At 34.2% G+C, this 24867-nt stretch carries 22 protein-coding genes; 20 read left to right on the top strand and 2 right to left on the bottom strand.

Annotated features, from left to right (window positions below; genetic code table 11):
* Positions 1–336: 336 nt before the first annotated feature.
* From uvrA to BWZ20_RS00690, 10 genes are all read left to right on the top strand, one after another.
* Positions 337–3165 (top strand): excinuclease ABC subunit UvrA, encoded by a 2829-nt coding sequence (gene uvrA, locus BWZ20_RS00735; RefSeq protein ID WP_076614953.1) that lies wholly within the window; start codon positions 337–339, stop codon positions 3163–3165.
* A 47-nt stretch (positions 3166–3212) separates the two neighbouring features.
* The gene (locus BWZ20_RS00730) at positions 3213–3899 is read left to right on the top strand and encodes a TIGR00730 family Rossman fold protein (protein WP_076614950.1); all 687 of its coding nucleotides are present in this window, start codon (positions 3213–3215) and stop codon (positions 3897–3899) included.
* Positions 3900–3919: 20 nt separating this feature from the next.
* Complete coding sequence (locus tag BWZ20_RS00725; RefSeq protein ID WP_083677125.1) at positions 3920–5194, top strand: T9SS type A sorting domain-containing protein; 1275 nt, start codon at positions 3920–3922, stop codon at positions 5192–5194.
* Between the two features lie 47 nt (positions 5195–5241).
* Positions 5242–8037: a metalloprotease gene (locus BWZ20_RS00720; protein ID WP_076614944.1), complete on the top strand. Its 2796-nt coding sequence runs from the start codon at positions 5242–5244 to the stop codon at positions 8035–8037.
* A 156-nt stretch (positions 8038–8193) separates the two neighbouring features.
* Entirely contained in the window at positions 8194–10605 is a 2412-nt protein-coding gene (locus tag BWZ20_RS00715) for a thiamine pyrophosphate-dependent enzyme (RefSeq protein WP_076614942.1), read from the top strand.
* An 80-nt stretch (positions 10606–10685) separates the two neighbouring features.
* Entirely contained in the window at positions 10686–12296 is a 1611-nt protein-coding gene (locus BWZ20_RS00710; protein WP_076614939.1) for a class I SAM-dependent methyltransferase, read from the top strand.
* Positions 12297–12569 carry a DUF202 domain-containing protein gene (locus tag BWZ20_RS00705; RefSeq protein WP_076614936.1) on the top strand — a complete coding sequence of 91 codons (273 nt, stop codon included), beginning with the start codon at positions 12297–12299 and terminating at the stop codon, positions 12567–12569.
* 25 nt (positions 12570–12594) lie between these two features.
* Positions 12595–13068 carry a hypothetical protein gene (locus BWZ20_RS00700; RefSeq protein WP_076614934.1) on the top strand — a complete coding sequence of 158 codons (474 nt, stop codon included), beginning with the start codon at positions 12595–12597 and terminating at the stop codon, positions 13066–13068.
* 45 nt (positions 13069–13113) lie between these two features.
* The gene (locus BWZ20_RS00695; protein WP_076614932.1) at positions 13114–13917 is read left to right on the top strand and encodes a class I SAM-dependent methyltransferase; all 804 of its coding nucleotides are present in this window, start codon (positions 13114–13116) and stop codon (positions 13915–13917) included.
* 80 nt (positions 13918–13997) lie between these two features.
* Positions 13998–14567: a DUF4136 domain-containing protein gene (locus tag BWZ20_RS00690; protein ID WP_076614930.1), complete on the top strand. Its 570-nt coding sequence runs from the start codon at positions 13998–14000 to the stop codon at positions 14565–14567.
* Here BWZ20_RS00690 and BWZ20_RS00685 read toward each other — a convergent pair.
* Complete coding sequence (locus BWZ20_RS00685) at positions 14564–15727, bottom strand: class I SAM-dependent RNA methyltransferase (protein WP_076614928.1); 1164 nt, start codon at positions 15725–15727, stop codon at positions 14564–14566. The two genes, BWZ20_RS00690 and BWZ20_RS00685, sit on opposite strands and share 4 nt — an antisense overlap.
* A gap of 55 nt (positions 15728–15782) precedes the next feature.
* Here BWZ20_RS00685 and BWZ20_RS00680 point away from each other — a divergent pair, with 55 nt between their 5' ends.
* From BWZ20_RS00680 to BWZ20_RS00670, 3 genes are read left to right on the top strand one after another with little or no spacing between them, the layout of a single operon-like run.
* Positions 15783–16514, top strand: coding sequence for an SAM-dependent methyltransferase (locus BWZ20_RS00680; protein WP_076614925.1), 732 nt, complete (start codon positions 15783–15785; stop codon positions 16512–16514).
* Positions 16515–17189 carry a ZIP family metal transporter gene (locus tag BWZ20_RS00675; RefSeq protein WP_076614922.1) on the top strand — a complete coding sequence of 225 codons (675 nt, stop codon included), beginning with the start codon at positions 16515–16517 and terminating at the stop codon, positions 17187–17189. It abuts the gene before it with no gap.
* Complete coding sequence (locus tag BWZ20_RS00670) at positions 17190–17618, top strand: DUF4268 domain-containing protein (protein ID WP_076614921.1); 429 nt, start codon at positions 17190–17192, stop codon at positions 17616–17618.
* A gap of 20 nt (positions 17619–17638) precedes the next feature.
* Here the strand turns inward: BWZ20_RS00670 and BWZ20_RS00665 are convergent, their stop codons facing one another.
* Positions 17639–18757: a tyrosine-type recombinase/integrase gene (locus BWZ20_RS00665; RefSeq protein WP_232217125.1), complete on the bottom strand. Its 1119-nt coding sequence runs from the start codon at positions 18755–18757 to the stop codon at positions 17639–17641.
* A 132-nt stretch (positions 18758–18889) separates the two neighbouring features.
* On the opposite strand from BWZ20_RS00665, the gene BWZ20_RS00660 reads away from it, so the two are divergent.
* From BWZ20_RS00660 to BWZ20_RS00630, 7 genes are all read left to right on the top strand, one after another.
* Positions 18890–19750, top strand: coding sequence for an exonuclease domain-containing protein (locus BWZ20_RS00660; protein ID WP_076614916.1), 861 nt, complete (start codon positions 18890–18892; stop codon positions 19748–19750).
* Positions 19751–20008: 258 nt separating this feature from the next.
* Positions 20009–20557: a hypothetical protein gene (locus BWZ20_RS00655; RefSeq protein WP_076614913.1), complete on the top strand. Its 549-nt coding sequence runs from the start codon at positions 20009–20011 to the stop codon at positions 20555–20557.
* A complete protein-coding gene (locus BWZ20_RS00650; RefSeq protein ID WP_076614910.1) occupies positions 20541–21380 on the top strand; it encodes a hypothetical protein in 840 nt (279 codons plus the stop codon). The genes BWZ20_RS00655 and BWZ20_RS00650 overlap by 17 nt, the downstream gene beginning before the upstream one ends.
* 233 nt (positions 21381–21613) lie before the next feature.
* A complete protein-coding gene (locus BWZ20_RS00645; protein WP_076614908.1) occupies positions 21614–22138 on the top strand; it encodes a hypothetical protein in 525 nt (174 codons plus the stop codon).
* A 155-nt stretch (positions 22139–22293) separates the two neighbouring features.
* Positions 22294–23076 (top strand): hypothetical protein, encoded by a 783-nt coding sequence (locus BWZ20_RS00640; RefSeq protein ID WP_076614905.1) that lies wholly within the window; start codon positions 22294–22296, stop codon positions 23074–23076.
* Between the two features lie 159 nt (positions 23077–23235).
* The gene (locus BWZ20_RS00635; protein WP_157358289.1) at positions 23236–23820 is read left to right on the top strand and encodes a hypothetical protein; all 585 of its coding nucleotides are present in this window, start codon (positions 23236–23238) and stop codon (positions 23818–23820) included.
* 164 nt (positions 23821–23984) lie between these two features.
* Positions 23985–24779 carry a cation transporter gene (locus BWZ20_RS00630; protein WP_198034962.1) on the top strand — a complete coding sequence of 265 codons (795 nt, stop codon included), beginning with the start codon at positions 23985–23987 and terminating at the stop codon, positions 24777–24779.
* Positions 24780–24867 lie beyond the last annotated feature (88 nt).

Here is a 24867-nt window from a genome sequence, read left to right as displayed (position 1 = left end):
ATTAGTTATAGCTTCAGTGTAAAACCATACCCAATAAAGGGGATATCTAAATTTAAAATTGCATTTAGTATTGCCGATGGGGCCATACAAATGTAATTTAGGAAGATCTTATACCAAAGTCAGGTCTATCTCGGGTCTAATTCGGGTCATAAGCGGGTCATATTCGGGTCAAGGGGTGTTTTTTCCTACATGAAAATAAAAAGGACAGTAAGCCAATAAAAGATGAAGCCTAACTAAAAACTAACAGCTTTAAGGACAAAACCTTCACACTAAATTAACATCTAAATATTGTACCTTTGCAACTTTGCTAGAAATAAAGAAGAAGCGATACCACCTATGAGCCATTTCAACGAGTCCATTGAAGTACAAGGAGCACGAGTTCACAACCTAAAAAACATCGACATTACCATACCCAGAGAGAAATTGGTAGTGATTACAGGACTATCTGGTAGTGGAAAGTCGTCGTTGGCTTTCGATACCATTTATGCCGAAGGGCAACGTCGTTACATCGAAACCTTTTCGGCTTACGCACGTCAGTTCTTGGGCAGTCTAGAACGGCCAGATGTCGATAAGATCGATGGCCTCTCTCCTGTTATTGCCATAGAGCAAAAAACCACAAGCAAATCACCACGCTCTACAGTAGGTACCATTACCGAAATTTACGACTTCTTAAGACTATTGTTCGCCAGAGCTGCAGATGCCTACAGTTACCAAACTGGTGAAAAAATGGTAAGCTATAGCGACGAGCAGATTAAAGACCTCATTCTAGAAGCGTATAAGGGTAAACGCATCAACATCTTATCGCCTGTTATTCGTTCTCGTAAAGGCCACTATCGCGAATTGTTTGAGCAAATTGCTAAGCAAGGGTTTGTAAAAGTACGCACCGATGGAGAGATTGTAGACCTTGAAAAAGGCATGAAGCTCGACCGCTATAAAACCCATGACATTGAGATTGTTATAGATCGTCTAAAGATTGATGATACGCAGGACAATGAAAAACGTCTTACGGAGTCCATTAATACAGCCATGTATCATGGAGACGATGTCCTCATGGTCATAGACCAAGACACCAATCAACCACGTTATTTTAGCCGTAATTTAATGTGTCCATCTTCAGGAATTTCATACCCTAACCCAGAGCCTAATAACTTCTCTTTTAATTCACCTAAAGGAGCTTGTCCTAATTGCAATGGTATAGGCGAACTGTATGTAGTCAATGAAAAAAAATTGGTACCAGACGAGACCTTATCTATTAAAAATGGAGCTTTGGCACCACATGGTCCTGAGAAAAAAAGCTGGATTTTTAAACAATTTCATACCATAGCACAACGTTTCGACTTTACTCTAAATACACCATGGAAAGACATTCCCAACGATGCCAAACACATGATTCTCTATGGTGGTAAGGACAAATTTGCTGTAGAAAGCAAACTGCTTGGGGTGACCAGAGATTACAACATAGATTTTGAAGGTGTTGCTAATTTTATAGAAAATCAATACAAATCAGATTCTACATCCTTAGTGCGTTGGGCAAAAGAATATATGGATAAAGTAGAGTGTGATGTTTGCCAAGGGTCTCGCTTACGCAAAGAATCCCTGTACTTTAAAGTAGATGGCAAAAGTATTGCTGATATTGTAAAAATGGATGTTGTTGAATTAGCTGAATGGTTAAAAGGCTTAGAAAACAGACTTTCTGAAACACAACGTAAAATTTCTGAAGAAATTATTAAAGAAATAAAAGCGCGTACGCAGTTTTTATTAGATGTAGGCTTAACATATTTAAGTCTTAACCGGAGTTCTAAATCGCTTTCTGGTGGCGAAGCGCAGCGCATACGTTTGGCTACGCAAATAGGATCGCAACTTGTTGGTGTACTCTATATTTTAGACGAACCTAGCATAGGGCTTCACCAACGCGACAACGAAAAACTGATTAACTCACTAGCGTCACTGAGAGACGTCGGAAACTCTGTAATTGTCGTCGAACACGACAAAGACATGATAGAACGCGCAGATTACGTTATCGATATTGGGCCGTTTGCAGGGAAGCATGGTGGTGAGATTATTAGTGAAGGAACTCCAAATGAGTTATTATCTCATAACACCTTAACCGCAGACTACCTAAGCGGAAAAAAAGAAATTGAAATCCCAAAAGAACGGCGCAAAGGCAACGGAAAAAAGCTGGTACTTAAGGGCTGTACGGGTAATAATCTAAAGCACGTTGATGTAGAATTTCCATTAGGAAAAATGATTGGTGTTACAGGCGTTTCGGGAAGTGGAAAATCTACACTCATTAACGAAACCCTATACCCTATTTTAAACGCACACTTCTTCAATGGTGTAAAAAAACCAATGCCATATAAAAGCATTAAAGGTTTAGAGCACATAGACAAGGTTATTGATATAAATCAATCACCTATAGGCAGAACACCGAGAAGTAATCCTGCTACGTATACCAAAACCTTTGACGAAATACGTAAACTATTTGCACAGATACCCGAAGCTATGATTCGTGGTTACAAACCAGGACGTTTTAGTTTTAACGTAGCTGGTGGACGTTGCGAAACCTGCCAAGGTGGTGGATTGCGTGTTATAGAAATGAACTTTTTACCAGACGTCTATGTAGAGTGCGAAACTTGCCAAGGCAAGCGTTTTAACAGGGAAACGCTAGAAATTAGATACAAAGGAAAATCCATAAGCGATGTATTAAATATGACGATTGAAGAAGCGGTAGACTTCTTTGAGCATATTCCTAAGATTTACCGCAAACTCAAAACCATAAAGGATGTTGGTTTGGGTTATATTACCTTAGGACAACAAAGCACAACGCTTTCTGGTGGTGAAGCACAGCGTATTAAACTGGCTACAGAACTCAGTAAACGCGATACTGGCAATACCTTTTACATCTTAGATGAGCCAACAACAGGCCTTCATTTTGAAGATATTAGAGTTTTAATGAAAGTTCTTAACAAATTGGTTGACCAAGGCAATACTGTATTAATAATAGAGCATAATTTAGATGTTATTAAGACCGTAGATTACATTATAGATATTGGCTACGAAGGCGGAAAAGGAGGTGGTAATGTCGTTGCCAAAGGCACACCAGAACAAGTGGCAAAAGACAAAAAAAGTTATACAGCAAAGTTTTTGAAAAAGGAGTTGAAATAACACTATATTGCACACTAAGAAACGAATAAAAGATATTAAGATATAACATGAGAAAAGAAAGCAAACACAAAGGATGGAATGAAATAAAGACCAATGACTCATGGGCCATTTTTAAAATCATGGGAGAGTTTGTTAATGGTTATGAAAAGCTGAGTAAAATAGGACCTTGTGTCTCTATATTTGGCTCTGCGCGTACCAAACCAGACCACAAATATTATCAGCTAGCTGTTGATGTGGCTCAAAAAATTGTTGAACATGGCTATGGAGTTATAACTGGAGGTGGACCAGGTATTATGGAAGCTGGTAATAAAGGGGCTCATATTGCAGGTGGTACTTCCGTTGGTTTAAATATTGAATTACCTTTTGAGCAGCACGATAACCCATATATAGATAATGATAAAAGTCTAGATTTCGATTATTTCTTTGTACGTAAAGTGATGTTTGTAAAGTATTCTCAAGGATTTGTTGTTATGCCAGGAGGTTTCGGTACGCTAGACGAACTTTTTGAAGCCATAACACTAATACAAACCCATAAAATTGAAACATTCCCTATTATCTTAGTTGGAAAAGAATTTTGGACAGGGCTATTTGATTGGGTAAAAACCACGTTACTAGAAGCAGGTAACATAAGCCCAAAGGATTTAGACCTAATACATGTTGTAGATACGGCAGATGAGGTAATAGATATTCTAAACAAATTCTATGAAGAATACAGATTAAGTCCTAACTTTTAATTTTCTTATTTTTATATTCTATGAAAAGGAAAATACTGAGTTTTATTATTCTCGGATTTATCAATATAATCTGTGTTTCTGCACAAGAAACATTTAAGGTGATGTTTTATAATCTCCTTAATTACCCTCTAGAAGATGCTGTACCCAATCGTGAAGATGACTTAGCATTTATCTTAGCAGATTACCAGCCCGATTTATTTCTTGTTTGTGAGCTTAACAATATCACTGGCGCCAATAACGTTTTAAACATTACAAGATCTGCCGTAAATGCAAATTTTGAAATGGCTACTTATGTTTCTAATACATCCGACGATAGCTTTGGAAACCAAAACGACCTTCAGAATTTATTGTATTACAACAGTTCAAAATTCAGTATTGAAGAAGAAATTATTGTCCCTACAGATCTGAGAGATTTTAATGTTTATAAAGTTAGGCTAAAAACAATAGACCAAGAGACAAACCCTGTTGAAGTTTACATCATTGTATGCCATCTAAAGGCCTCTAGTGGTCCCCAAAATGCACAAAGACGTTTTGAAATGGTATTAGAGTTAGATGCTTATTTAGAAACACTTCCCGCGGACTCCAATGTCCTTTTAGGTGGTGATCTTAATGTATACACAGCTACCGAGTCTGCATTTCAAGAACTTTTAGACTCTAGTGACACTATTACATTCGCCGATCCTGCCAACAGAATTGGTAGCTGGAATAACAACCCAAACTTTGTAGATGTTTTTACACAATCTACGAGAACACAAACCGGTTTAGGCGGAACAACTGGTGGTTTTGATGACCGTTTTGATTTTATTTTAACATCTGAAAACATGCTTAGCAGTGCCAATATTACCTATGTACCAAACTCATATAAGGTTTATGGAAATAATGGTCTAACCTCTTGTTATAATAGCGCTATAAACTCGTCTAACTGTGGTACTATTAGTTCAGAATTTTCGTTTGAAATTAGAGACGCATTACATAACTTTAGTGACCATTTACCTGTAACACTTTTGTTAGAAGCTGATGTTACCCTCTCGAGCAATAACAATTTTGAATTGGACAAAGCTATAGTTTTAAGTAAAAATTTAGTTGACACAGAATTAGACATTTACATTAACTCATCTAAATATTTAAATCAACCATTATATATTTATAATCAGCTAGGACAATTGGTAAAAACACATCTTGTTAACCACAACACAAAACAAATCCTAAATACCAGTAGTCTCGCTAATGGTTTGTACTTTATTAAATTTTACGAGTCTAATACAAAAGCTTTAAAATTTGTTGTTTCGCATTGACTAAACGATTTTTCATATGGTATGTAATTATTCATTTTTGCACGTCAATGTATGGGCAAAATTACATAGACATTAACGCCAATGTAGATGTAGGATCTAAGACCATTGCCATAAAACAAACCATCGTTTATAAAAACAACACCAAGGACAGTTTAAGTACAATCTATCTGCACGACTGGAACAACAGCTATTCAACAAAATCTACACCACTAGCTAAACGATTTGAAGAAGAGTTTAGCACAAAATTTCATTTGGCAAAAAGTGAACAGCGAGGATTTACACTAATTACAGACATTAGAGATAACGAAGGTAATACTAATCTTAACTTTCAGTATTTAGATGAACATCCAGATGTATTAAAGGTGAATTTAAACACACATATTTTACCTGGAGAAGTATACAACATTAAACTCAGCTACATTTTGGTATTACCAGATGCCACTTTTACAGATTACGGATTTACTAAGAATAAAGATTTTGAACTTAAATACTGGTACATAACACCTGCAGTCTACGATGGTAAGTGGCATTATTACAGCAACAAAAATCTCGACGACTTGTTTATTCCTAAGTCCGATATAAAAATCACCATAGAGCATCCTTTAAATTATAGACCAACTTCAGAGCTAGATCTTATATCTGCGCAACCAAATTTAGACACCAGAACACAAACTACTATTTACTTTGGCAAGGACAGAATAGATACGTATCTCGCGCTTCAAAAATTTCCATTGTTTCGCAGCGTTCAAACAGATGATTTAATTTTAGTCTCTAATATTAACGAGAGAGGTCTGCCAGGCCCAGACAAAGCAATACTTACTGATAAAATCGCTAGATTTCTAAGAGATAATTTGGGCCAATATCCGCATAATCGCCTATTAGTATCGCGAATAGACTATAATAAAAACCCTTTGTATGGTCTCAACCAATTACCTGATTTTTTAAGGCCTTTTCCAGATCAATTTCAATATGAATTAAAGCTATTAAAAACAGCTCTAAAAAAATATATTGACAATATCCTACTACTTAACCCTAGAAAAGAGCATTGGCTTTCCGAAGGGCTTCAAATTTACTTTATGATACAATATGTTGAAGCGTATTATCCCGACATGAAGCTCTTAGGCACATTAGCCAATTTATGGGGAGTAAAAGCTTTTCATGCCGCTGATGTTGATTTTAATTTTCAGTATTTCTTGTATTCTATGGAAATTGCCAGAAAAAACAGAGATCAACCATTAACAACCTCTAAAGATTCGCTAATTAAATTTAATGCCAACATTGCAGGTAGATACAAAGCTGGTGTGGGTCTTAATTACTTAAGTAAATTTACAGACGATATAGATTTAACTGAGACAATAACCACATTTTTAAAAGAAAATAAGCTAAACCAACATGCTAAGATTTCAGATTTTGAAACATTTCTTAACTCTAAAACATCTAAAGATATAGATTGGTTTTTTACAGATTTTGTAGGCACTCGTAAAAAGATAGATTTTAAAATTAAAAGTGTAGAAACAACAGAAGACTCTATAAAAGTTACCGTTAAAAACAAGCGCAAAAACAGTATGCCAATTTCATTATTTAGTATTAGCAATGACTCTATAATTGGCAAACGATGGGTAGAAAATATAAAGACTACAAAAACAATTACTCTTCCAAAAGATGAGACAGAAAAGTTTGTTTTAGATTACTATAATGTAATCCCAGAATTTAACCAACGTGACAATTACAAGGCGGTTAACGGGTCTTTTATAAACAATAAGCCCTTGCAAGTTAGGTTATTTAAAGACATTGAAGATCCTTATTACAATCAAGTATTTTTAATGCCTTTAATAGAGTTTAATAATATTTATGATGGGTTAACACTCGGTACAAAGATTTATAACAAAACCATTTTAAGAAAACGACTTAACTATAGGTTTTCGCCTCAATACGCCACAAAATCAAATACTTTAACTGGTGGATTCAGTGTTTTCTACACTCATAATATTGAAAATAAAAATCTATTTGATATCACTTATGGTATCAATGCTGGTTACCAGTCTTTTGCTGAGGATGCCTTTTTTACCAGAATACGTCCAACTATATCGTTTAGCTTTAGAAACGACAAGGACTTTAGAGCAGATCAAATTGATAATATCACTGCTAGGTTTGTTAGTATTAACAGAGATGTGGGAGAAAATGCAGTTGTTGAAATTAACGAACCAGATTATAATGTATTTAACCTAAGGTATACGCATTTTAATCCTGGTAGAATCAACTTTTCAAGTTTTAGTACAGATTTGCAACTAGCCAATAACTTTAGTAAGCTTTCAATGAGTTATGAGTTTAGAAAACTAACAAAAAGTAACAGAAACATTAATCTTAGACTTTTTGCTGGTATATTTTTAAACAATGATACAGATCCAGATTCAGACTTTTTTAGTTTCGCCTTAGATAGGCCAACAGACTATTTATTTGATTTAAACTATTTAGGGCGCTCAGAAGCTGCTGGTTTATTTAGTCAACAATTAATCATTGCAGAGGGTGGTTTTAAATCTATGCTCGGCACATCCTTTGCCAATCAATGGATGACCACTGCCAACTTTAGCACATCTATTTGGAGGTACATACAAGCCTATGGAGATATTGGTTTAGTAAAGAGCAAGTTTGACAGTGCACATTTTGTTTACGACTCTGGCGTTAGGCTAAATTTAGTCGAGGATTTTTTTGAGCTCTACTTTCCTGTATATTCTAATCTTGGCTGGGAAATTGCAGCACCCAATTATGGCGAACGCATTCGCTTTATTATTACGGTAGACCCACAAGTACTACTTGGACTTTTTAGACGCAAGTGGTATTAACATATTCTTATTGATATGTTAATTTTTTTTATTTAAATGATAATTTTTCATTTACAAGGTTGTTTTATTGAGAATATCTCAAAAATAGAGTAACTTTAGCTATTGCACAAGAGACCACTATTTAATACCTTTGTGTGTCCAAAAAAACAGACCAAAATGAAGACAAACCCTAAGACCAAAACAGAAATAACATTCCAAGATTTTAAAGCAGAAGTAATCAAAGATTATAAATTAGCTGTTACAAGTAGAGAGTGTAGCCTGCTAGGTCGTAGAGAGGTTTTAACAGGCAAAGCAAAATTTGGAATTTTTGGTGATGGTAAAGAAGTACCGCAAATTGCATGGGCAAAAGCGTTTGAAAATGGTGATTTTAGATCTGGTTACTATAGAGACCAAACCTTTATGATGGCTATTGGAGAATTAACGATAGAGCAATTCTTTGCTGGTTTATATGCTAATACAGATTTGAGCGAGGAGCCAATGTCTGCTGGTCGTCAGATGGGAGGACATTTTGCCACACATAGTTTAGATGAAAATGGGAATTGGAAGAATTTAACAAAACAAAAGAATTCTAGCGCAGACATCTCTCCTACAGCAGGACAAATGCCAAGATTATTAGGCTTAGCACAGGCTTCTAAAATTTATAGAAATGTCGAAGGTATAGACACAACTAACTTTTCTAAAGAAGGAAATGAAATTGCCTGGGGAACCATAGGAAACGCCAGTACAAGTGAAGGTCTATTTTTTGAAACTATTAATGCTGCAGGAGTACTACAAGTACCGATGGTTATTAGTATTTGGGATGACGAATACGGTATCTCAGTGCATGCAAAACACCAAACCACTAAAGAAAATATCTCAGAAATCTTAAAAGGTTTTCAACGTGATAAAAACAACAATGGTTATGAAATATTTAGAGTTAATGGCTGGAACTATGCTGAGTTGATTGATACTTACCAACGCGCTGCTAAAGTGGCCAGAAAAGAGCACGTTCCGGTAATGATACACGTACAAGAATTAACACAACCACAAGGTCATTCTACATCAGGCTCTCATGAGCGTTATAAAAACGAAGAACGTTTAGCATGGGAAGCTGAGTACGATTGTAACGCTCAGATGCGTCAATGGATGATTGCCAATAATATTGCCACAAACGAGGAGCTTTCTGTTATTGAAAAAGACATTAAAAAAGCTGTAAGAGATGGCAAAAAAGCGGCTTGGGCAGCCTTCATAAATCCAATGAAGGCTGAAAAAACTGAGGTTGTTTCATTATTAGAATCTTTAGAAAAATCGAGTGCTAACGGTGTCTTTATATCAAAATTAAAGAATGATTTAAATGCTATTGACGAGCCTATTCGTAAAGATATTTTATCAACAGCACGTAAAGCATTACGTTACGTTATTTCAGAAACATCCAATGAGAAAATTGCACTCCAAGATTGGATAAATAATTATATCAATAAGATTCAACCTAAATATAGTTCTCATTTATATAGTGAGTCTAAATTAAAAGCTGAGTATCAACCAGGAGTATTACCTACTTACAATGCCGATGCTACAGAAGTTGATGGACGGGTTATTCTAAGAGATAATTTTGAAGCCATTTTCAAAAAATATCCAGAGGCATTAGTATTTGGTGAAGATGCAGGACACATTGGTGATGTTAACCAGGGTTTAGAAGGCTTACAAGAAAAGTTCGGTGAACTTAGAGTTTCTGATACTGGTATACGAGAAGCTACAATTTTAGGTCAAGGTATCGGTATGGCCATGAGAGGTCTAAGACCAATTGCTGAGATTCAGTATTTAGATTACATTTTGTATGCGCTACAAATAATGAGTGATGATTTGGCAACTGTACAATACAGAACAAAAGGTCGTCAAAAAGCACCATTAATAGTAAGAACGCGTGGGCACAGGTTAGAAGGTATTTGGCACTCTGGCTCTCAAATGGGTGGAATTCTTAACCTAATTAGAGGTATTCATGTTTTAGTACCTCGTAATATGACTAAAGCTGCAGGATTTTACAACACACTTTTAGAAAGTGATGAACCTGCGCTTATCGCAGAATGCCTTAACGGTTACCGTCTAAAAGAAAAAATGCCAAGTAATATTGGTGAGTTTAAAACACCTATTGGAGTTGTAGAAACTATCAAGGAAGGTGAAGATATTACACTTGTGTCATATGGTTCTACACTGCGCTTAGTGGAGCAGGCAGCAAAAGAATTACTAGAGGTTGGTATTGATGCTGAAATCATAGATGTACAATCTTTATTGCCGTTTGATTTAAATCATGACATCGTTAAGAGTATTGCAAAAACTAATCGTGTTATGGTTATTGATGAAGATGTAAAAGGCGGTGCCTCGGCCTATATATTAGATCAAATCTTAAATGAACAAAACGCATATCAATATTTAGACAGCCAACCAAAAACATTAGCTGCTAAACCACACAGACCTGCCTATGGTACAGATGGAGATTATTTCTCTAAACCTTCTGTAGAGGATATTTTTGAAGCGGTTTATGGTGTAATGCATGAGTCAAATCCTGCGAATTATCCTAAATTGAGATAGACCCGTTAAGAATATTATAAAATTAAAAACCATCATAATTATGATGGTTTTTTTATATTTAGTTACAAATAAATTTCTACATGCTAACAAAGTCAGTTAAATCCCAACTAAGAGGCGTCATATTTCGTCATTTAGATGGTATAGCAACCGCAACTTCCGCATTTGCCCTACATAAAAAATCAGTATTAGATTATATTTTAGAAAAAAAAGCCATTGACCTAAAATTACTATCTGATGTATTTGATGCCAACGAAGGATATCTAAATGTAGCACTTAGAGTTTTGTGCGCTCAGGGCTGGCTTAAGCAAGACCTTAATAATAAAGACAATACAATAACATACACTACCAATGAAAAGTCTGAAACTGCATTTCAATTAGTATATCTTTATGAAGATGCTGTAAACCTATTACGCTATTCTGATAGATTTGCAACTGAAAAAATGATAAGTACAGATGCGTTTATTGCATTAGAACGCATTTTTAAAAAGTTTGAAAACAACTTTGGTCTTGACATTTCGGATGAGACTTCAATAGAATACCAAATCTACAAACATATTGAAGGCACAATTGCAGGACCTATTATTGTTTTGCTAGGTGTTAATGGGTTGTTTCACAAGTATTTTATGGAAGCCTCTTTTACAGCTGAAGAATACCATAAAGATCCTGAAAGTTTTAAAAAAATCCTCGATTTCTTTTCGCATTTAGGATGGTTTAAAAAGAAACGAGATACGTATCAATTTACAGACAAAGGCCTCTTTTTTGCAAAACGTGCCAGCGCTTATGGTGTAACCGTATCGTATTTACCAACATTTTTACAACTAGACGAACTTATTTTTGGTAATCCATTAGTACTTAAAACAGACTCGCCAAATGATACTGAAAAACACGTACATCGCGAAATGAATGTTTGGGGAAGTGGTGGTGCTCATGCCACGTACTTCAAAGTTATAGATAAGGTGATCATCGATTTGTTTAACAGACCTATTGACCTTCAACCAAAAGGTATTTTAGATATGGGTTGTGGTAATGGTGCTTTTATAGAGCATATTTTTAATATTATTGAGCAACAAACTCTTCGTGGTAAACTATTAGACGACCATCCATTGTTTTTGGTTGGTGCTGATTTTAACAAAGCCGCTTTAAAGGTTACCAGAGCCAACCTCATTGCTGCCGATATTTGGGCCAAGGTAATTTGGGGAGACATTGGCAGACCAGATCTTTTAGCTTCAGATTTAAAAGAAGATTATAATATAGATCTCAAAGATTTACTCAATGTTAGAACCTTCTTAGACCACAATCGTATTTGGGAAGCACCAAACAACAACTATGATTTTATTAGCACATCAACAGGTGCATATGCCAGTGCTGGTAATCGATTAAACAATAATGATGTAGAAGCCTCACTATTAGAACATTTAACTAAATGGAAGCCTTATGTTGATAAATTTGGCTTATTAATCATAGAATTACACACCATTGATCCTTCTCTAACAGCTAAAAATATTGGTAAAACTGCTGCTACAGCCTATGATGCCACTCATGGTTACAGTGATCAATACATTTTAGAAGTTGATGTGTTTAGAAACATCGCAGAAAAAGCTGGTTTAACACCAGATGACATGCACTTTGCTAAATTTCCTGATAGTGAATTGGCAACTGTAAGTATTAATTTATTAAAAGGAAAAAATTAAATGCCAGAAATTAATAAAGACAAAAGTAAACCATTAATAACTCGCGATTGGCTTGCGATAGAACGGACCAAACTAGCTAACGAACGTACCTTTTTAGCTTACTTTAGAACATTTTTGGTCATTCTCGGTACAGGAGTCACTATTTTAAAACTAGAGTTCTTTTCAGATTTAAAATCTTATGGTATTATTCTTATCATAGCCTCTGCTTTTATTCTAACTATAGGTATTTATAGATTATTTAGAGTGAAACGCACCATTAGAAAACACTATTAAATTTACTTTAAAAGATTATCTCTAAATGAAGATAGCATCTATCGTTACCATAAAAAAAGAACTTCAACATTTGCCAAAGGAAGATTTATTAGAGCTTTGTCTTCGTCTTGGTAAGTTTAAAAAAGAGAATAAGGCACTACTCACCTATTTATTATTCGAAGCACATGACGAAGATGGCTACATTACAAGCGTGAAATCTTCGTTAGATGAATTATTTGATGGTATAAATACAGATAGTTACTTCTACATGAAAAAAACCATCCGGAAGATTTTGCGTCAGATTAGAGTTTACAGCAGATATTCTAACAAAAAATCTACTGAAGTTGAGCTCCTACTCTACTTTTGCGAGCAATTAAACGAACTGAGACCATCTATACATAGAAACAGAACACTGAGTAATCTGTACCAAAGACAAATTCTGGCTTTAGAGAAAAAAATCAGTGTACTTCATGAAGATTTACAATACGATTATAATTTGCAATTAGAAGCACTTCGGTAATTTTTCAATACACTATATTTGCCTTCAAATTTTTAGCAGCAAAAAATGAATAAAGCGAAACTATCTAACCTATTAAGGCAACTCAATCTTATTTACGTTGCTGATCTTGTTAGGTTTCGCATACAAAAATTCAAAAATAGAAAAGCTAACGCTCAGTTTAAAAAAGTACATCCAGACGTTGCACTTCCACCAGATTATTTAATGTATGAGTCATTCCAAATGAATTATGACAAATATTATAATGGTGGGCGAAACATGGCTAAAAACCTATCGGAACACTTTAAAAAACACATAGAATTAAAGGATAAAAATATTCTAGATTGGGGCTGTGGACCTGGCAGAATTATTAGGCATATGCCAGAAGTTATTAATAATGGCTGCCAATTCTTTGCTACAGATTACAATAAAAACTCAATAGACTGGTGCTCTAAAAACTTGCCAAACATTCAGTTTAATAAAAATGAACTGAAAGCCAAACTACCATATGAAGATAATTCAATGGATGTTATCTATGGTATTTCAATTTTTACACACCTCTCAGAGCAAATGCATTACAACTGGTTTAACGAATTACTTCGTGTCTTAAAACCAAATGGTATTATGCTATTAACCATGCATGGAGATAATTTTAAAGTAAAACTAACTGAGGCTGAGCTTTTAGATTATAACCAAGGTAATTTAGTGGTTAGAGGCAGTATAAAAGAAGGCCACAGAACTTATGCCGCTTTTCACCCAGAGGCATTTGTAAAAGATTTATTTAAAGCAACAACTGTTTTAGAACATATTCAATTGACTTCAGACACAAAATCTTGGGTGCCACAAGACATCTGGATTATTAGAAAACCGTAACATACTCTTAAACTTGACAAATGTCATAGTAATTGTGATGTGGAATTTAGAACTTTAAGAACATTCTAAATTACTGCGTTATGAGAGTTTATACAATGATTTCGGGATTTTTGTTACTACTGCTTTTTAATTGTGCTGCAACAAGTGAAGTGGTATACGACTACAACTTAGAGGTAGATTTTAACCAATATGATACCTACGTACTCTGTATTGAGGATTTTACTGTTGAGCATCTTAACTATCCGCAACTAGATAACGATTTGGTAAGACAAACCATTGGTGATGCTGTTGCTTTAGAAATGGAAAACAAAGCACATAAAACCAATGTTCTTAATCCTCAATTGCAGGCTGGTTTTAGAATTATCATCAGCGAAGAAACCGTAGCGTTTGAAAACTGTGAGCATTCTAAACATTTAGAATATTGGGAAAGTTGTACCATACATGAGGAAACTTACGAAGAGGAAACACTTATTGTGTATGTTGCCGATTTTGAAACCAATAAAGTATTATGGCATGCTTCTGTATTGTGCGAACTCAACAAACCAGAAAAAAAATTGAAACCCTACATCAATGGTTTGGTTAAAGACTTATTTGACACCTACCCAAAAACACAAGTAGGTCGTAATCCTGATGAACAAAAAGAGCTTTAATCGTTTTGCTTTTTGGCTTTTCGGCTGCCTTCGTACATTTCGTATTTGACTAAGCGCGATTCTAATTTTGCGTTAAATACTTTTATTTTTCGAGAAGGTCGCAAACCAATGTATTTTAAAGCTTCGAGATTAGAGGTTACCAACCAAGCATCAGTATTAGGATAACAATGTTTTAAAGTTGTACCTATATCACCATAAAACGCTTCTACATTAAGATTTTCTAAACGCTCACCATACGGAGGATTAAAAACCATATGTAATTTAGATGAACCTGCTTTTTGAGTTTTAAAGAAATCCTCATGCTGTATATGAATAAATTCATCTAAATGCGCATTCTTAATGTTTTCCTTAGCTTTTTTTACAGCAGAAGGAGACTTATCATAACCTATAATTTTATGATGAAAATCTCTGGTTTTTTTCAGTAAAGATTCTTCAATCTTTTCAAATAAATCCACATCCCAATCTTGCCAACGTTCAAAAGCAAATTCCTTTCGCATTAAGTTTGGCGGAATGTTACATGCAATCATAGCTGCTTCGGCTAAAATAGTACCGCTACCACACATAGGATCCATAAAATCAGTCTGACCATCCCAACCACTCATCATAATTAATCCTGCCGCCAAAACTTCGTTTATTGGAGCAATATTAGTTGCTGTTTTATAGCCGCGTCTATGTAAGGATTCGCCAGAAGTATCTAATGAAATGGTACAGCGTTGACGGTCTATATGCACATTGATTTTTAAATCTGGAAATCGCAAATCTATATTAGGTCTGTTTCCATCTTGTTCTCTAAAACGGTCTACAATGGCATCTTTGGTTTTTAAAGCAGTATACTTAGAATGTGTAAAAAGACTGTGATGTACCGTAGCATCAACAGCCAAAGAACCGTCAGACTTTAAGTAATCTTCCCACTTAATATTTTTTACGTTGTTATATAGGTCTTCCTCTCTGGCAACTCTAAACGATTTAATAGGCTTTAAAATTTTAATTGCGGTACGCAATCCCATATTTGCTTTGTACATAAAGCCTTTATCACCAACAAAGCTCACGTTTCGCACACCCTTCTCTACTTGCATTACTCCAAGCTGCGTAAGTTCTTTAGCTAATATATCTTCAAAGCCAAATAAGGTTTTGGCTACCATTTTGAAATTATTGTCCATATAACACGTCAAATAGATTGCAAATTTAAACTATTTTTGCAGCACGTAATATCTTATGGCAAATTCAACAAAACAATGGTACGCTTCGTGGTTTGATACACCATACTACCACATTCTATATAAAGACAGAGATTATACTGAAGCTCAACTCTTTATGGATAATCTCACCAACTACCTTAATATTCCAGAAGGTGGAAAAATCTTGGATTTAGCTTGTGGTAAAGGCAGACACTCCATCTACTTAAATACATTAGGCTTTGATGTAACAGGTGTTGACTTGTCTGAGCAAAGTATAAAATACGCCAACCAGTTTAAAAACGATACGCTAAGGTTTGTTGTGCACGATATGACCAAACCGTATCCTGAAACGTTTGATGCTGTTTTTAATCTCTTTACAAGTTTTGGCTATTTTGAAGATGAGAGCTGTAACTTAAAAACCATTACATCTATTAAAGAAGAATTAAACACCTATGGTTTTGGTGTTATCGATTTTATGAATGCAAATTACGTTACGGAACATTTAGTTGCAGAAGATGTAAAAACTGTTGATGGTATAGACTTTCACCAAAAACGAAGTGTAAGGGATGGCTATATTGTTAAAAATATTAATTTTGAAATTGACGGAAAACAACACCAATTTCAAGAGCGTGTAAAAGCATTGACCTTAGATAGTTTTAAAACTTTATTTGAAAAAGCTGATGTACACCTTCTCGATGTTTTTGGAGACTACAAACTAGGAAAATACCACCCAGAAACCTCTGAGCGCTTAATTATGATTTTTAAATAAATGAATACGTATCTTTTTCCTATATATGCGATTATTATTGGTGTTGTCATTGCTTTTTTAACCAAAAAACAAAAGTCAATCTACACTAAGTTACTACTGTCGTTTAGTGGAGCATTCTTATTAGCACTCACACTTTTTGATTTACTACCAGAAGTCTATCATCATTTAGACACCAAACAAACAGGTCTTTTTATAATGTGTGGTATTTTACTACAAATTGTCTTGGAATTTTTATCTAAAGGCGCAGAGCATGGCCATGTACATTTGCACCAAGAGGACAACAAATTTCCTTGGTTGTTATTTATAAGTTTATGTATTCATAGCTTTTTAGAGGGTTTTCCTATCCATCAGCACAACGATATGGTATATGGTGTTTTTATACACAAAATACCCATTGCCGCTTTACTTACTTCTTTTTTATTACAATCAAAATATGCTAAAGAACAAGCCATTACTTTTATACTGGTCTTTGCAGCAATGACACCTCTTGGTACATTGGTATCTAATACGACATCTTTAAGCCCTAACCTTCTCGTAAGTATTAATGCCGTGGTTATTGGTATCTTTTTACATATTTCTACCACCATTTTATTTGAAACCGGAGAAGGCCATAAATTTAATTTATCTAAGCTAGTGGCTATTGGCTTAGGAATATTAATTGCTTACTTTATTTAAATGTTCAGTAAGGAAGAAAGCCGATTATTACGCCAAGAATTTTGGACCAGTTTTGGAAAATCATTTCCCAGAAAATGGATATTATATAATACCAAACTAAAAGGATTATCTTTTAAATTTCATTTCGACACCAAAAAAGCGCTTATATCTCTTGATTTAGAAGGCGATCTCGAAAACCGAATTAACTGCTGGGAAAAACTTGTAGCTTTAAAAAACATACTTCACGCAGATTACTTACCAGATGCCATTTACGAAGAAGAATACTATTTAAACAATGGCAAAGAAATTTCGCGCATATACTTACCGTTAGAACAAAAAGTATCAATTCATAACAAAACTACATGGAGAGATGTTATGGAGTTCTTTTATACCAATATGATTTTATTTGAAGCCTTTTTTGAAGCATACAAAGACATTATTAAAGACTAAATAATGAAATTTAGATACGGTTACAAACTATCTAAAGGACTTTTTATTTTTGATTTACTGCGTGGCGTCACTTTTGTATAAACTTGGGTTGTTTTAATAGAATTATGACCCAAAAGCTCCTGAATAAAACGCATATCTGCACCTGCCTCTAGAAGATGAGTAGCATATGAGTGCCTAAGACCATGAATACCTATTTGTTTCTTAATCCCTGCTTTATGCATGGCTTTTTTAAATACCTGCTGTAGGCTAGACTTTGCATAACGGCCACCATATTGTCCTTCAAAAAGATATACTTTTGGACGGTAACACATGTAATATTCTCTTAGGCTTGGCAAAATACTTTTAGGCAAAGGCACATAACGGTCTTTTTTGCCCTTTGCACCTCTTACGTGCACCACCATACGTTTGCTATCTACGTCTATCACCATAAGATTTACCACCTCAGAGACCCGTAAGCCCATACCATAAGATAGCTGTAACGCCACTCTATGCTTAAGGTTAGAGGTTACATTAAAGAGCCTTTTTACCTCAGACTTGCTAAGCATTTTAGGAAGCGTTAAAGGTTTTTTTGGTCTGGGAATATCAAAAAACATTTTAGGGCGATTAAGTACCTGCTCAAAATAAAATTTAATAGCATTTATTTTACCATTTATTTTTCGCTCTCCCATTTTCTTTTCGTTAACACAATACAAAAAATAATCTTTTAAGCGTTTTGGACTAAGGTGAGAAACATCATAATCGTCTAACAACATAAGCAAATGCCAAAACTCAGCTAGGTAAATACGCTTGGTACTATAGCTATATTTTTTTAGTGAAAGCTGTCTATCTAAATCTAAATATGCCTGTTGGTTTACGGGATGAATTTTTAATACTTTAGTCCTCGCAGGATTAGTCTTTTTTATCTGTAACGCCTCTCTGACAACAGGTAGATCTGGCAAATACCATGATTTTTTAGTAGCACTCCATCTGGCTGAGGGAAATCTTTGTCGCAGTGCTTCCTTTAATTTGTTATTATAATTAAAATTAACAAGGATTACCTTCTTATTTTTGTGAGTATCGGGCACAAATGTGTAATACCTAATATCCATACGTGCATTTTGTATAACAATATATTCAAAAATAGTAAAAATGTTATACAAAATGCATGACTTTAAAAATTAAATATATTAATGATTATGAAGCTATTGTAATAAATTTTATATTAGCAACAAAGAAACGTAAATACAGACTTATTTACGTGTTGTAAACAATGCTGACCAAACCAAAAACCTATGAGTGAATTTTATGTTTTAGATGTTGAAACAGCAAATGCGGATTATTCAAGTATTTGTCAAATCGGACTTGCCAAATTTCAAAACGGAGAACTAACCGAAAAATGGGAATCACTAATCGACCCAGATGATTACTTTGACGGAATGAACATTTCAATTCACGGAATTACGGAAAAAATGGTTCAGGGCTCACCGACTTTTGACCAAGTTTATCCAAAACTAAAAGAGGTTCTGGAAAATAAAGTAGTCGGACATCATATGCCATTTGACCGAATTGCCATCAATCGTGCGTGCGAATTACACGAATTGGAATTAATAGAAACTAATTGGCTTGATTCAGCCAAAATTGTGAGACGGACTTGGGAAGAGTTTGCTTATTCTGGGTATGGACTCGCCAATATTGCCAACCATTTAGGAATTGAATTTGAACATCACAATGCACTTCAAGATGCTATCGCAACTGGAAAAGTAATGCTTCAAGCATTTGACAAAAGCGAAATGAATTTAGCGGATTGGATTTCGAGAGTAAGAAAACCAATTAATATATATGCGAATGGTTCGACAAGTATAAAATTAGACGGAAATCCTGATGGACCTCTTTACGGAGAAAATATTGTTTTTACAGGAGCTTTGTCAATGCCGAGAGCGGAGGCTGGAAAATTAGCGTCTGAATTAGGCTGTAATGTTGGGAATTCAGTTAGTAAAAAAACGACAATGCTCGTAGTCGGAATTCAAGACACAACAAAACTTGCAGGTTATTCAAAAAGCTCAAAACACCGAAAAGCTGAAGAACTGATTGGAAAAGGAACTGAAATTAGAATATTATCCGAGAATGATTTTATAGCAATTACAAATGATTAAAAGAGCACTGTTTACAACAACGGCTATAAGCAATGCGGGATTAGGTGCTTAACCCAAAAGAAATCGCTAATTTGCAATGACCGCCAAAACCTTGTTTTGGCTTTTTGAAATAATAAGATAAAAAACCAGAAAACAAGGTTTTGGCTCTGTGCTCAACCGAAAGAAAGGAGCGTCTTTGCGCCCGCACTACTCATAGCCACGACCGTTGTGGCACATATTAAAGAAACATCGTGCTTAAATTGAACATTAGGAAAAAAGATGAAATTATTAGAAGATGCAAAAGCCAAATTGAGTACTGAAGTTCTTTCAATTGAAAATAGGACAGATTTGACTGATGACGAAAAAGTTACTCGAATTTGTACAATTTTCGGAACGACTTGCGCGGCTTTAGCTGTTCAACCAATTCCTTTTGCAGACGTTTTTATTTTAACGCCAATTCAAGGTGTTATGGGAAAAAAGATTGCAGATATTAGAGGTTTCAGCATTACCGATGCTGGAATGAAAGAAATATTAATTGAAATTGCATCTTTATTAGGTTTGGGAGCAGCTGGACAGCAATTTGCACTTGGACTTTATAAAGTCGGACTTCCAGGATTAGCAGGTTTTACGACAATTCCATTAGTTTTCGGAATTACTTATGGAATGGGAAAAGCAATGGACTATTATTTTAAACAAAAAGTGAAAGGTCAGAAAATCGACAAAGCTCTTTTCAAAGACATTTACAAAAAAGAGAAAGCGAAAGGAAAACAAAAATCTAAAGAGCAAAAAGAAGAAATCAATAAGCAGAAAAATGAGTTCAAAAATTAAATACATAAAAAAGAAGATTGACAATGTGCTTATTGTTTCAACATTAGCCAAAATATCTTTTGATAATTTCGACACCTTAAATGAGAAAGAAACTCTTGTATTACAAGCTACGAAAAGGGCAATTCCTGATTTACACGACAAAAGCACAGAAGAAGTAAGTGCATATTTGCAAGAAATGGACGAAGACCAGTTATTAGGTTTAGCTAATAATGTAAAAGGCATTCTTCACGAAATCCAATTTGTCGAAATTGAAAATAACGATGGAGATGAATTTACAGCTTCATTATTTACAGATACAAATCATCCAGATACAGATGTCATTTTAACAAATAATAATACTGGAGAAATAAGCGAAGTTCAGTTAAAAGCTACTGACAGTTCGAATTACGTAAATGATTGGATAAATAACCACGAAGAAGGCGAAATTTTGGTTACAGAAGAGTTAGCCGAAAAAATGAACTTACAATCGAGTGGCCAATCAAATTCGGAATTAACAGCTGACGTAAACGAATTTGTCGATAAGCTAATAGAATTAGACGATGATAGTAATCTTTGGGATTATATGCCAATGTTACCATCAATTTCGATTGCTATTGCGTCATTCCACCTTTTTAGATTATATAAAGAAGATAAAATATCATTTCAAACTTTAAAGGTCAAATTTGCATTGTTGACTGGAAAAAAGATAGCGAAATTTTCATTTATTGCAGTCTTAATGATGATACCTGTCGTGAACGTAATCGTTGGTGCAGGATTGTTATTTAATCTGTTATATGGTATGGGAACATTAGCGAATAAATACGTGCCACAACAACGTATATAGCTCATAGCTAAACAGTTGCTTAATCGAAGTTAAGGCATATTTGCAAGTCCGCCAAATTTTTTAATTTGGCTTATTGATAAGAAAAGATAATAAGAAAATTAAAAAATTCGGCTCGTGCTTAACCGAATAGTTATCGCTAATTTACACGCAACGAGCCATACACAAGACCGTTGGCAACAATTAAACTCACTCAAAAATCGAAAACGAAATAACCTTGAAAAACTTATAATATTATGATGAATGAAAAGCTAAATAATGAAAATTCAATCATAATTGAACAAATTGAAAATATTGTAAATAATGTTGTTACAAGGAGAAAACTGGAACTGAATCAAACCTTAGTTCATCTTGATGCAAAAGGAATCCAACAAGTTATTGCGCTTGATAATAAGTTTGACTTAAAGAATAGAAAATTTAAAGATTTACTGGAAATATATTTTACCCAATGCGAATTGACCCAAGATGTATATGTTACTGGAAAAAAAACAGTAATTGAATTTCTTTTGTATAGTGCTAATGATAATGTATTTAGCCATATTTCGAATTTAGCTCTGTCAAAAAATAGATATCAAATTTTTGCTCTGAAATTAACATTAATGTTTTCAAAAAAAAGTGCAGAACGAGAAAGTGCGATGAGAAATAAAATAAAACGGAATTATAAATCATTTGACCCTAAAATTCAGCAATTAATAGATTTAATGGGTTTCAAACCTAAATATAATATTATTGATAAACTATTTAGAACGATTAATAAATAACTGCTGCCAACACCGTGTATAATTCATTGCTAGTACTCGCCTACTTGGAAATTCCTGCGGAATTTCCTCTGGTTCTTTTTAGTTTACTAATTTAGTTGCTGAAACACGCAACGAAATCATACACAAACACGTTGTACACAATATAAACCAACAGAATGAACAGAAAAATAATCACACTTTTACTTTTAGGAATATTTACAAATTTTGGATATTCTCAATCTGACAAAATCAATATCAAAACCGAAAATTTGACAGAAGCGAATTATCTAAAAATGGATGATTTTTATTTAACTCATTACTTATACATTGACTTGTTTTTAAGAGAAAATCTGTTTCCAGAAGCAAGTCCTGAAGACGTTTCATCTATTCTAGAAGCATTGAAAAAATATGTTTCAGTTGAAAATAAATTGGATATCGAAATTGAAAAACCTGGAAAAAGGAATTACTTAATCCGATTCGCAATTTTAAAGAAAGATGACGGAACTGAACTTTTAATAGCTTTCACGAATTGGAGCGTTAAGAAAAAAGAGTTTGAAAAAGATATTAAAATGGAAAATGATTCCTATACGAGATGGTATTTTCTAAATGATAACAAAATGACTTACCGAAAAGATATGTCTGACCAAAGCGATTATTCAACTATGAATAAATCTGACTTGGCTAATGCTTATCTATTCGATGAAATATCTGAAAATGATTCTGAGATAAAAAATGCAATAGACGAGTATCTAAATCAGAGCGAATTAAGTGTTTCAGATAAAATTATGGCGAATTTAATTTTATTGAAATACCAAATTTTTCAAAAAGAGAACGATAATGTGACTAAACAAACTGAATACTTAAATGAACTATTTGAGAAAAATAAGTCGGAATCTAATTTAAGAGGTTTACAAGCAGCATTTAATGCGACAAAATTTCAAATAGAATTAAGTAAATAAATACTGTGTACAACAATGGCTATAAGTAATTGCTTGTTCTCGCCTACTTCTGAAAATCCTCGCGGATTTTCAGTTTGGTGTTTACTTGCAAAGTTAATCGCTAACCCACGCAACTACTCATAGCCGAGACCGTTGTAGGCAATTTGAAAAAAAAAACGTTTGAGAACTAAATTTTTGATTTTAAACTTTATTTTACTTGTAAATCTATCTTTCGGACAAAAGATAATTAACAAGGATTACAAATTTTCGAATAAGAATTTAAAAGTTGCAATCGTCCCATTGACGAACGAAATGACGAAATTTAACGACTCAATTTCAAATGATATCTTTAAAGATACTTTGTCGTTAAAATTTTTGAAAGTTGAGAAATTAAGAATTGATTTAAATGATGAAACTACGGAAATACTAAAAGAAATTGCATCAAAAAAATATAAAAGGCGTGACCTTAAAAAATACCCAAACTTAAATACGATTATAGATAATTCCGAAATAAAATCTATAAAAAGTAATTTACAAAATGCCGACTTATTACTTTTCCCAATCAAATTTAATATCAATCAATCTGTCGGAATGACTTTTGGAAGTGCAACGTTTAGACTTTATGATTTAAATTCAGGAGATTTTATACATCAATACGAAACAAGTTTTAACGTGAATACTACCGAAAATGGTTCTAAACAAATGGTAACAGCTCTATTATTTTTAGAGGAAAAAGATTATTTAGAAAAACAAAAAACAGAATAAAAACTGCCTACAACAATGGCTATAAGTAATTGCTTGTTCTCGCCTACTTCTGAAAATCCTCGCGGATTTTCAGTTTGGTGTGTACTTGCAAAGTTTAATGCTAAACCACGCAACTACTCATAGCCTATACCGTTGTAAGTAATGCCGAAAAACCCAGAAACCGAGTGAATAAAACAATATTTGAAATTACCAAAATGGACTGTCCATCGGAGGAAAATCTAATCCGAATGAAATTGGACGGAATTTCAAGTATTGCGAATTTGGACTTTGATATTCCGAACCGAAAATTGACCGTTTTTCACAGCGGAGAAATTGACCAAATCGAAAAGTCCGTTATCGAACTAAATTTAGGCGGAAAGAAAATCTCAACGGAACAAACCGACCAAACGGAATTTAAAGAAAACGAAAATCAGAAAAAACTACTTTGGTCTGTGCTTGCCATAAATTTTGCGTTTTTCATTATCGAAATGACGACAGGAATTATCGCAAAATCAATGGGATTGGTTGCCGACAGTTTGGATATGCTTGCCGACAGTTTCGTTTACGGAATTAGCTTGTTTGCGGTTGGCGGAACATTAATTAAGAAAAAACGGATTGCCAAACTTGCTGGATATTTTCAAATAACACTTGCGATAATTGGATTTGTGGAAGTTTTAAAAAGATTTTTCGGAGACGAGAAACTTCCAGATTTTTCTACAATGATTATCGTTTCGATTTTTGCACTTATCGCAAACGGAATTTGTCTTTATATTTTGCAAAAGTCAAAGAGCAAAGAAGAGGCACATATGAAAGCGAGTATGATTTTCACCACGAATGACGTGATTATAAATTTAGGAGTAATAATTGCAGGAATTTTGGTAAATTGGTTGAATTCGAGTAAACCTGATTTGATTATCGGAACAATTGTTTTTGTGTTGGTAATTCAAGGAGCATTACGGATTTTGAAATTAAGTAAGTGAACGAAAAAAGCACTACTTACAACAACGTATATAGCTCATAGCTAGTTAGTTGCTTAATCGAAGTTAAGGCATATTTGCAAGTCCGCCA

This window comes from Winogradskyella sp. J14-2 (assembly GCF_001971725.1).
Lineage (GTDB): Bacteria > Bacteroidota > Bacteroidia > Flavobacteriales > Flavobacteriaceae > Winogradskyella.
Note: the sequence above shows the minus strand (reverse complement) of the source record. Positions and strands in the feature narration are given on the sequence as shown.